Source organism: Nocardiopsis exhalans (assembly GCF_024134545.1).
GTDB classification, from domain to species: domain Bacteria; phylum Actinomycetota; class Actinomycetes; order Streptosporangiales; family Streptosporangiaceae; genus Nocardiopsis; species Nocardiopsis exhalans.
This window is the reverse complement of sequence record NZ_CP099837.1, coordinates 863,848-874,380: the sequence shown is the minus strand read 5'-3', so window position 1 is coordinate 874,380 and position 10,533 is coordinate 863,848. Positions and strand designations below refer to the sequence as shown.

Annotated in this window: 8 protein-coding genes; 5 read left to right on the top strand and 3 right to left on the bottom strand. The window is 70.9% G+C overall.

Annotation, left to right across the window (positions count from 1 at the left end):
• The first annotated feature begins 84 nt into the window (after nt 1-84).
• Both NE857_RS03875 and NE857_RS03870 read left to right on the top strand, forming a co-directional pair.
• Complete coding sequence (locus NE857_RS03875) at nt 85-1,824, top strand: CDP-glycerol glycerophosphotransferase family protein (RefSeq protein ID WP_254419827.1); 1,740 nt, start codon at nt 85-87, stop codon at nt 1,822-1,824.
• Between the two features lie 49 nt (nt 1,825-1,873).
• Nucleotides 1,874-2,797 (top strand): hypothetical protein, encoded by a 924-nt coding sequence (locus NE857_RS03870; protein WP_254419826.1) that lies wholly within the window; start codon nt 1,874-1,876, stop codon nt 2,795-2,797.
• 54 nt (nt 2,798-2,851) lie between these two features.
• On the opposite strand, the gene NE857_RS03865 is transcribed toward NE857_RS03870, so the two are convergent.
• The gene (locus NE857_RS03865) at nt 2,852-5,083 is read right to left on the bottom strand and encodes a tetratricopeptide repeat protein (RefSeq protein WP_254419825.1); all 2,232 of its coding nucleotides are present in this window, start codon (nt 5,081-5,083) and stop codon (nt 2,852-2,854) included.
• 170 nt (nt 5,084-5,253) lie between these two features.
• Between NE857_RS03865 and NE857_RS03860 the strand changes: the two genes are divergently transcribed.
• A complete protein-coding gene (locus NE857_RS03860; RefSeq protein WP_254419824.1) occupies nt 5,254-6,549 on the top strand; it encodes an MFS transporter in 1,296 nt (431 codons plus the stop codon).
• Nucleotides 6,550-6,697: 148 nt separating this feature from the next.
• Here NE857_RS03860 and NE857_RS03855 read toward each other — a convergent pair whose 3' ends face one another.
• On the bottom strand, nt 6,698-7,291 hold the full coding sequence (locus NE857_RS03855; RefSeq protein ID WP_254419823.1) for a TetR/AcrR family transcriptional regulator: 594 nt from the start codon (nt 7,289-7,291) through the stop codon (nt 6,698-6,700).
• A gap of 492 nt (nt 7,292-7,783) precedes the next feature.
• On the opposite strand from NE857_RS03855, the gene NE857_RS03850 reads away from it, so the two are divergent.
• Complete coding sequence (locus tag NE857_RS03850) at nt 7,784-8,887, top strand: WD40/YVTN/BNR-like repeat-containing protein (protein ID WP_254419822.1); 1,104 nt, start codon at nt 7,784-7,786, stop codon at nt 8,885-8,887.
• 1 nt (nt 8,888) lies between these two features.
• Complete coding sequence (locus NE857_RS03845) at nt 8,889-9,173, top strand: MoaD/ThiS family protein (protein WP_254419821.1); 285 nt, start codon at nt 8,889-8,891, stop codon at nt 9,171-9,173.
• 49 nt (nt 9,174-9,222) lie between these two features.
• On the opposite strand, the gene NE857_RS03840 is transcribed toward NE857_RS03845, so the two are convergent.
• Nucleotides 9,223-10,440: a DUF418 domain-containing protein gene (locus tag NE857_RS03840; RefSeq protein ID WP_254419820.1), complete on the bottom strand. Its 1,218-nt coding sequence runs from the start codon at nt 10,438-10,440 to the stop codon at nt 9,223-9,225.
• Nucleotides 10,441-10,533: the final 93 nt, after the last annotated feature.

Here is a 10,533-nt window from a genome sequence, read left to right as displayed (position 1 = left end):
CAACTGCGCCCCGCGACTCTGAGCGCGTGTGGACAGCAACGGCACTTTGTAGGAGCCGGGCCCGCTTAGTAGGCTCTGCGACTTGTGACCGCCGAGGAGAACAGCCGCCCCGCCAGACCCCTGGCGCTGACCCCTCGATGGCGGACGGCGGACACCAGCCTGCACGTGCTCCTCGTGATCCACAGCGTCACCGCGGCCACCCGAATCGCCGACGTCCTCCCCGCCCTGCACGACCCCCGAGTCCAGCTCTACTGCACCCAGACCAGCGGAGCCGTCTTCGCCAACGGGATCGACGAGTACATCCGGGAAAGCGGAATCCGCCACATCCCCTGGAACCGAGCCCGGGAAACGGAATTCGACCTGGTGGTCACCGCCAGCCTCGGTGATGACCTGCACGAGATAAAATCCAAAATCCTGAGGATTCCCCACGGCAACGGATACAATAAGCGGTGGAACCAGGAACCAGGAACCAGGAACCAGGAACCAGGAACCAGGAACCAGGAACCAGGAACACAGGAGGTCTTCGGGCTTTCCGACGGCACCCTCAAACACGAGGGGCGCCTGGTCCCCAGCGCCATCGCACTGTCCCACCACGAGCAGTACGACCGGCTGCGCGAAGGCTGCCCAGACGCCCTCCCGCTCGCCTTTCTCGCCGGTGACCCCTGCTACGACCGCCTCCTCGCCAGTGCGCCCCGCAGGCTCAACTACCGAAAAGACCTCGGGCTGCATACGGGCCATAAACTCATCACGGTCAACTCCACCTGGAAAACCGATTCCCTCTTCGGGGCCGATCCGGAAATGGTGAACCGGCTTCTCGCCGAACTCCCCTACGACGAATTCCGTATCGCCCTCGTTCTGCACCCCAATGTCTGGTCCTCGCACAGCAGCCGCCAGATCGAGGCGTGGCTGGCCGAGGCGCTCCGGTCCGGGCTGGTGCTCATCCCTCCCCACGAGGGTTGGCGGGCCACCGTGACCGCCGCGGACCTGGTCATCTCCGACCACGGATCCGTCAGCGTCTACGCCGCCGCCATCGGCTGCCCCGTCCTGCTCGCCACAGACGGCCGTGCCGCCATCGACCCCGGCTCCGGGCTGGGCCGCCTCTACGAGGTGGCGCACCACCTCGACCCCCGCGCGCCCCTGCCTCCCCAGCTGCACCAGGCGGAGAAACGGCGTGAGCAGACCCGCAAGACGGCCCGCACCTGGGTCAGTTCCGCGCCCGGGCAGGCCCTGGACCTCATCCGGGCCGAGGCCTACCGACTCATGGGTGCCGCACCGCCACCGCACGCCCCCGCGCTCCTGGCCGTGCCGCCGCCCCGGCCGCAGAGCAGCGCCCCCACCTCGCTGTGGGTCAGCGTCACCCCGGCCGAGACCGGTTCCCCCGACGGCCCCGAGTTCGTGGTCCACCGGACGCCCGCCGCGGTGAACCCGAACGGGCCCGGCACCCTGGTCTCCTCCGACGCCGAACTCGACCACCGGCTCGCCGCTGCCGCCGACGTCCTCACCGTCGCCGAGTGCGAGCTGCCCGCGGACGAGGCCCTGTGGTCCGACACCGTGTTCTCACACCGGCCCGGCGCCCGCCTCACCGCCGTGCACTCCCCCGGAGGAGCCCGCCTGCGCACCCGCCACGGCGGCGCCCACAGCGTGCGCTTCGCCAGGCCACTCCCCGACGACGACGCACACCTGGTGGTGAGCGTGCTGGCCGACCTCCTCCTCACCGCCGAGGAACCGCCGACGGCGACCTCCCTGGCAGCGCTCAGCCCGCTGCGGATCCGGATCTCACCGGACCGAACCCTCACCGTCCCCTTCCAGGTCAGCACCGCCTGATTTCCGGTTTCCACCGACATCATGGGGCTACGCTCAGTAGTTTCATGCCATGCCAGGATTCGACCACGAGCTCCAGGTTCGCCTGCTCCAGAACAGGCCGTCTCTGGTCCCTCTCATGCTGCGTGACACGCTCGGCTTCCCCGTTCCCGACTTCGCCCGCGCGGAGCTCGGCTGTGGTGACCACACCAAGCTCCAACCGACGCCCTTCACATCGGACAACGTCGTCGTTCTCTACGACAGCGACGGCCGCAAGCTGCTCGCGATCCTCTCGGAGGTTCAGCAGAAGAAGGACGATGACAAGCCCTACACCTGGCCCCTCTACCTGGCCACTGTTCGGGAGCAGCTGCGCTGCCCGGTTCGGCTGATGGTGGTCTGCCCGGACGCCGCGACGGAGCGGTGGGCACGCCGCCCGATCGAACTCGAGACCGGGGGTGCTGTGCTCAGGCCCGCGGTCCTGGGACCGAGTAACACACCGATCGTCGACGACATCGACCGCGCGAAACGTCTCCCGGAACTGGCCGTCCTCTCGGCCGCCGCGCACGGGGACAACCCCGCGGTGCTCAAGGCCGCCGAATCGGCGCTGGACGACCTGCCCGAACACACCCGGCTCATTTACTATGACTTCATTGAGTCCAAGCTCAGCGTCGCGGCTCGACTGATGTGGGAGGAACTCATGGCAACCGGCACCTACGAGTGGCAGAGCGACTTCGCCCGCAAGTACGTCGGCCAGGGGCGCGAGGAAGGCCGTGCTCTGGGCCTCGCGGAAGGCCGCGAAGAAGGCCGCGAAGAAGGACTGGAGGAGGGTCTCGCCAAGGCCCGCCGCGAGGACATCCTCCGTCTTCTGGAGGCCCACGAGGTCGCCGTCGAAGCCTCCGCACGGAGCCGCATCGAGGAATGCTCTGACCTTGAGCAACTCGACACCTGGTTCACCCGGGCCATCTCGGCCGAGAGTACCGACGAGCTCTTCGACTGACCTTTCACGAACTGGCGGGGCCGGGTGCTTGGCACCCGGCCCCGTAGTCGTTTCCTAGCCCAGTTTTCCGCGGACGCGTTCGGCCGCCCCGGCGGCGCCGACGAGGTCGAAGACCTCCGCGGCGGTGGTCCACCGCTGTTCGGGGGCCTCGCCCAGGTCGCCCAGGCGTTCCAAAGCCTTGCCGACCTGGTAGGCGCGGTCGGCCGCGAGGAAGTGGTCCAACGCCGTGTTCAGCAGGGTGACGGACCTGGCGGGGTCGTCCTTCTCGGCCAGGCGGGCCAAGCGTTCCAGGACCTTGCCCTCGTTGGCGTGGTCCGGGCCCTCCCGGAGCGCGTGTTCGCCGAACAGCCGGAGCGACTCCTCGTAGCGTTCGGCCGCGGCCTCGTGGTCGTGGTCCCGCAGGGCCGTGTCGCCCAGGTGCATGTGGTGCAGGGCCAGGGGGCGTACGCGGGTGTGGTCGAGGAAGGGCAGTGACTCCTTCAGGAGGCGCTCGGAGGCCTCCCGATCGCCCTCGCGGCGTTCCAGGATGCCCAGCCACTCCAGGGCGGCGCCCAGGCCACGGGGGTCGGTACCCTCGGTCCGGGCCGCCGCCAGGGAGAGTTCCAGCTGTTGACGGGCCTCGGTCAGACGGCCCCGGCCCAGCAGCGCCTCGCCCCACTGCGCCCGGATCCGTGCCGTGGCGTCGGCGCCCCCGCAGGCCTCGGCGTCCCGCGCGGCCAGGGCCAGCAGGGTGAGGCGTTCGTCGATCCGGCCGTGCCCGGTGAAGTAGGCGTTGGTGGCCTCGGCCGTCTGCCAGGCGTAGCCGGGCTCGGGGCGGCTGCCGTCCCACACCCGGCCCGTGCTCTCCACGCAGGCCAGGATCGCCTCCAGGTTGGCCTCGAACCACACCGCGGGACTGGGGTCCCACTCGTCCCTGCGGGGCCTGAGCCGGGCGCTGCGCTCGCGGACGCGGCGGCGGCGCTCCAGCCACTGGTCCAGCTGTTGCTCGACGTTCTCGGACGGTGCGGCGGCGCTCGGCGGCTCGGCCCCGGTGAAGTCCGGCAGGGGGTAGGGCGAGGCCTGCCCGTACAGCGGTCCGAGCTTCCAGCGTTTGGCGGTGTCGGCGGCGACCGCCCCGAACAGGTAGTAGCCGCGGGTCCGCTGCTGGTTGAGCCGGCGCTCCCGGGCAGAGCCCCGCGTGCGGGCGACCCATCCCGCGTGCTCGTAGGTGAGGTGCTCCATGACGTAGCGGCCCGCCCAGTCGGTCTTGACCAGGGTCAGGTTCAGGAGCTTCTGCAGTGCCTTGGAACCGCGCTCGGGCTCGTCGGGGAAGTACGCGCGGGCGAGCCAGGTGTCGAAGTCCCGGGTGGGGTGGGTGCCCAGTGCCCGGTAGAGCCGGGCGGCGTCGGGGTCGAGGGCCTGGTAGGGAGCGTCGAAGACCGCGGCGGGGCGGGTGGCCGCCTCCGAGAGTTCCTCCAGGAAGTCGATGCGGCCTCCCTTCGACATCCGCTCGACCAGTTCCGCGACGGACAGGTCCGCCGAGTCGTACAGCAGCCCGGCGGCGTACCCGGCGAACAGCGGGATCCCGCCGCAGAGGTCGACCAGGCGCGTGAAGGCCTCCGGTTCGGCGGTGCGCCGCTCGGGCCCGAGGACGTCGTCGAACAGGGCGGTGATCGCCTCGTCGGCCAACGGTCCGACCTGAACGGCGGCCGGTCGGCGCATGCCCAGGCCCCGTACGGGTTCGCGGCTGGTGGTGATCACGACGGTGCCGGGCAGGTCCGCCAGGAAGGGTTCTACCTGGGCGGCGGTGCGGACGTCGTCCAGCAGGATCACCACCGGCCTTCCCTCGGTGTGCTGACGGAAGCGGCTGAGCTTGCCCTCCAGGGTGTCGAACCCCGGTGCGTCGGTGTCCACGCCGACCGCGTGGAAGTACTCGTCGCACACCTGCTCCACGCCCCTGCCCCGCCCCGGTCCGGGGTCGCCGCCGCAGGCGACGGCCAGCTGGGCGTGGCCGAAGCGGTGCCGGTTCTGGATGATCCAGGTGAGGACGAGGGTGGTCTTGCCGACCGCCGGTCCGCCGACGACGCTCCACAGCCAGCCGCCCTCGCCGGACTCCGCGCGTTCGAGGAGGGTGTCGAGCAGGGCCAGTTCCTCGGTGCGGTTCTGGAAGACGCTGGTCTCCCGCTGCGGGAGGATCCGCACGGTTCTGACCTCGGGCTGGTGGATGCTGACCGCACCGCCCACCGAACCGATCTGGATCTGCGTGCCGTGGTTGTCGCCCTGGGAGGTGTTGCGTGTGCCACTCACAGCGCCCCATCCTGGCCGAGAACGGCGATTCCCACCAGCCCCACAGGTCGGGAGGGCCTGACCGACACCGGTCACGGTCCGTCTCGGCGCACCCCTTAACCTGTCACCCCCGGTGCCCCGATCGGGACCACCCCGACACGCCGGGCTGCGAAAGGCCGGTGGTCACCCCCGTGTCCGACTCCACGACCCGTGCGACGACGGCGCCGCTCGGCGGGCGCTTCTGGGCCTTCTGGTCCGCGTCGCTGGCCTCGAACCTGAGCGACGGCGTGGCGATGATCGCCGTGCCCTGGCTGGCCTCCTCGCTGGCCCCCGACAACGCGGCGCTGGTGGCGGCGGTGGCCACCGCCGGGCGGCTGCCCTGGCTCCTCCTGGCCCTGCCCGCGGGGGTCCTGGTAGACCGGCTGCCCCGGTTCACCCTCATGGTCTCCGCGAACTCCCTGCGGGTGCTGCTGTGGGCGCTGCTGGCCGCGGTGGTCTTCAGCGGGTGGGCGTCGGTCCCGCTGCTGGCGGCCTTCGCGTTCTGCTTCGGCGCCCTGGAGGTCTGTTACGACACAGCCGCCGAGACCACGGTGCCCGCACTGGTCCCCAGGGAGAACCTGGAACGCGCCAACGGGCACATCCGCTCCGGGGCGATCGTGGCACAGGAGTTCGCCGGGCGGCCGCTGGGCGGTTTCGTGCTGGCGCTGGGGCTGTTCGTGCCGTTCCTGTTCAACATCGCCGCTCTGCTGGTCTCGGTGGTGGCCCTGCTCAGGGTCCGATCGACCGCTCCCGCCCGGGGCAGTTCCCCCGAACTCGCTCCCGAGGCTCCGCCGAAGACACCCCGCGGGCTGCGCGGGGTGCGGGAGGACGTGGTCGAGGGCGTGAAGGCGCTGTGGAGCCAGCCGCTGCTGCGCGCGGTGGCGGTCATCGCGATTTTCGTCAACACCACCTACGCGACCATGCTCTCCACCCAGGTGCTGTTCGTCCGCGACACCCTGGGCCTGGGATCGGCCGGGTTCGGTCTGCTCATGGCCTTCGCCGCGGTCGGCGGGATCCTCGGCGGCCAGCTGGTCTCCCGGCTGCGCGCACTCCTGCCGCACGGCACCCTCCCCGTCTTCTGCCTGGCCGGGAGCAGCCTGCTGTACCTGGTGGTGGCGGTGTTCCCGCTCACTCCGGTGGTGGCGGGAGTGTACTTCCTCTCGGGCGGTCTGGTGCTGGGTTACGGGGTCGCGATGACCTCGATCCGCCAGCGCATCACCCCGGACCACCTGCTCGGCAGGGTGAACGCCGCCATGCGCACGGTCAGCTGGGGCATGAGCGCCGTGGGCATGGCGGCCGGCGGTGTCCTGGTGGCCTCGCTGGCTCCCGTTCTGGGCCAGACCGACGCGCTCCGCGTCCCCTACGCACTGGTGAGCGCGGTCGGTCTGGCCGTCGTGGTGTTCTTCGGTCGCGGGCTCGTCGGTCTGGTGCGGGAGCACGACGTCTGAGCCCTCACCGGTGTCCTCCCCCGGCACCGGAGCGGGCCGGGGCTCGCGGGACGGGGGAGGCAGCGGTGGTGCGGCAGGGAACAGCGCGGCCGGAAGCGGTGCGGCGGAGAACCGCGGGCCGGGGCAGGAGGGTCGCGCCCCGGTCCGGTCAGTTCCCCAGGGTGCGCAGCATCCCGTGGGCCTCGTCCATGCGGGCGGGGAACGACTCGGGGCTCTCGGCCAGGCGCATGGCGGTGAGTTCGCAGGCCATCGCGGCGTGGGAGGCCAGGACGGCGACGCTCTCCACCGCCCCCGCCTCGATGAGCGCTCCGGCCAGGCGGAGCGCCCGTTGTTGGCGGGTGAGCAGGTAACGGGATCTGAGGTCGATGCTCTCCCGAAGGAGCCGTACCAGGACCGCCGAGTGCGCCGGAGACAGGGCGGCGTAGGGCCGGGTGACGGTCGCCGCCTCGCGGAGCAGGGTGAGTGCCGCCCCGAGGTCGCTGCCCAGGGGCCGGTCCGCCTTGTCCAGCACGTAGGCGCACATGCGGTCGACCTCGGCGCTGTCGTCGGCGAACAGCACCTGTTGTTTGTCACCGAAGTACCGGAAGAAGGTGGTGCGGCCGACCTCGGCGCGTTCCGCGATGGCGGCGACCGTGACGTTGTCGAATCCGTGTTCTGCGAAGAGCTGGAAGGCTGCCGACACGATCGTGGCCCTCGCCTTACGGCGTTTGCGAGCGTGGAGCGTGTCCGGGGGGTGGTGCATGGGCGACCCTATCGAGTGGGAACTCGGTTCTTGTTGGTACGCGGGACCGTCCATTGGGACGGTGGTCCCGAAACGGACCGAGAGACCGAGCTAGCGGGAAGTCTTCCGGGCTGGAGGACGGGTTGTGGCCGGTATACCGAAACCTGGAGGAGTCTCGGCGCGAACACCGGTTGGCCCGGGAGTTTATTGCAAAGAGATCTGGTACTGACAACCGCCTTCCACTCACCGCTGACACCCTTGCTCGGAAAGGGTTCCCTCCACACGGAAGTTATCCCTCCCAGGGTCCCAGCATTTCCGAACGGCGTGAATTAACCACCCACGGCAAATCGTTCGGGTTCCTAACTATTCACTTACCGAGATGTCCGGAACCCCGCCCCCGAAGCCGCTCCCACCCCTCTCCCACTCTCCGGACACAGCCGACCGGGTGACCGCCCTCCTCATGTCGCACCCCTGTGCCACAGTGGAGACCTAACTCACACCCTGGGGTTTCTCATGGCATATCTCCTGGTCATCGGCACACGCAAGGGCCTGTTCACGGCCCGCAGCGAGGATCGGCGCGGGTGGGAGGTGACCGGTCCGCACCGGCTCGACGAGGCCAACGACGCCGGGATGAGTCCCGTCTACACCGTCGGGATCAACCCGCACACCCAGCGACTCCTCGCCGGGACGGAGAGCTGGCACTTCGGTCCGAGCGTCTGGCACAGCGACGACCTCGGCGCCACCTGGACCGAGCCCGGGGCCCCGCCGATCGCCTTCCCCGAGGACACCGGCGCCTCGCTCACCCGCGCCTGGCAGTTCGCCTTCGGCGCGGACCCGGACACCGTGTACGCCGGGGTGGAGCCGCACGCCCTGTTCCGCTCGGGCGACGGCGGGACCAGCTTCGAACTGGTCCGCGCACTGTGGGACCACCCGCACCGCACCGACTGGTTCCCCGGGGCCGGGGGCGCGGCGATCCACACCGTCCTGCCCGGCACGCTCGGCTCGGGTCGACGTTCCCCCGAGGCGATCACCGTGGCCATGTCCACCGGAGGTGTCTACCAGACCGAGGACGGCGGGGCCAGCTGGGCGCCAGCCAACCGCGGCATCGCGGCGGGGTTCCTCCCCGACGAGGAGCCCGAGTACGGCCAGTGCGTACACAAGGTCGCCGCCGCCTCGGACGGCTCGTTCTACGCCCAGAACCACCACGGGGTCTACCGCAGCGCCGATCCGGCCACCGACGGGTGGAGCCGGATCGAGGAGGGCCTGCCCACGGACTTCGGCTTCGCGGTGGTCGCCCACCCGCACCGCCCCGAGTCCGCGCTGAACTTCCCCGTGGTCAGCCAGGAGGTGCACTTCCCGCCGGGGTACCGGCTGAGCGCGTACCGCACCGACGACGGCGGCGGGTCCTGGCGGGCGGTCAACGAGGGCCTGCCCGAGGACCCGTACTTCGGGATCGTGCTGCGCGACGCCGCCTGTACCGACGGCGCGGACGTCCCCGGCTTCTACTTCGGCACCCGCTCCGGGGACGTCTACGCGGCCACCGACGACAGCGGACGCTGGGAGCCGGTGGCCGCGCACCTGCCCGACGTGCTGTGCGTCCGGGCCGCGGAGGTGTGAGATGCGGGTGACCGTACACCTGACCAGCGTGCTGCGGGCCGACGCCGACGGGGCCACCCACGTCCCGGTGGAGGTCGACGACGGCACCGCGCTACGCGGGGTGCTGGACGAGCTGGCCGCCCGCCACCCGGGGCTGGACCGCAGGATCCGGGACGAGCGGGGTCAGCTGCGCCGGTACGTGAACGTGTTCGTGGACCAGGACGAGTGCAGAGCCGTGGGCGGCCTGGACGCCGCGGTCCACGAGGGCGCGGACGTCCGTCTGCTGCCCTCTGTGGCCGGGGGCTGACCGGCGGACGCCCCACGGCACCAGCCGCGGGGCGTCCGGACACGGTCGGCTAGCCGATGCCGGTGTGCGCCTTCTCGGTCTCCTGGCCAGCACCGGTCCGACGGCGCAGGGGCAGCGGGCGGCGCCGGACGATACTGCGCCACACCCACTCCAACGGGCCCAGACGGAACGCGCCCATCCACCAGCGGGCGACCAGGATCATCACCGCGAAGTAGGCGGCGGCGAGCCCGTACTGCGCCAGCAGGGTGATCTCGCCCTCCAGCGGCTTCGTGCACAGGAACACGGCGGTGCTGAGCAGGTACACGGTAAGCGTCATCCGGCCCAGGGGCGCCAGGGTGCCCAGCACGCGGGAGGCGGCACGGCCGCGGCGGACCAGCCACCACACGAGCCCCAGGTAGAGCAGGGCACCGCCCAGACCGGCCAGTGAGGCGCCCAGTGACACCAGGGCGTGCGATCCCGGATCGACCACCGGCAGGCCGTCCGCGCCCAGCACCGGGATCCCCTCGGCGTCGAACTCCATCGGGAAGAGCCAGTCGGAACCGAACATGAGGACGAACCCGAGGGGCTTGATGAGCAGGCCCGCCCAGATCATCCGCACCGGGAGGCTGGTCGGCCCCTCGAAGTCCGGGGAGAGCTCGGGGCGGCGGGCCAGCCACACACCCAGGCAGAAGAAGGCCAGGGTCTGGGGCACCATCGCGACCAGGAACAGCAGTTCGTTCCCCTGGCCGACGAAGTACTCCAGGGCGGGGGCGGCGGCGAACAGCGCCACCGCCGACCAGAACGGGCGGGCCCGCGATCCGCCGAGCAGCAGCGGCAGCGCCGGGGCCAACAGCAGAGCGGACACCGAGTACAGGGTGAGGATGTCCCCGGAGAAGACCAGCAGGTGCGGCACTCCGAAGACCACGCCGAGGACCGCGTACCTCCAGAGCATGAGGACCATCGGGCGGCCCCCGCGCTTTTCCGCCGCCCGCCAGGCCAGGACCACTCCCACGCCCAGGAGCACCATGAGCATGGATCGGGCGTTGCCGGACATCAACAGGTTCAGGGCGGCGTCGACCACCGCCGTCAGGGTGGACTCCGTCCTCTCCCCTGCGCGCTCGGCGGCGAAGACGACGATCGGCGCGTTCATCATGACCACGCCGATCATCGCCAGGGCGCGGGCCACGTCGAGGAAGGCGACCCGACGTACGGGCACGGCCGCGCTCTCGGGCGGTTCGGCGGACTGGTCTGCGCCCGGCACGGGCGGATGCGGGGTCGTCTCTTGCATGGGGCCTCCTTGGCAACCTCCCCAGGATCGTCCGCGGCCCCCTTCCCGCACATCGCCCGAACAGCCGAGACGCCCGCGCCCCGGGGTACGACT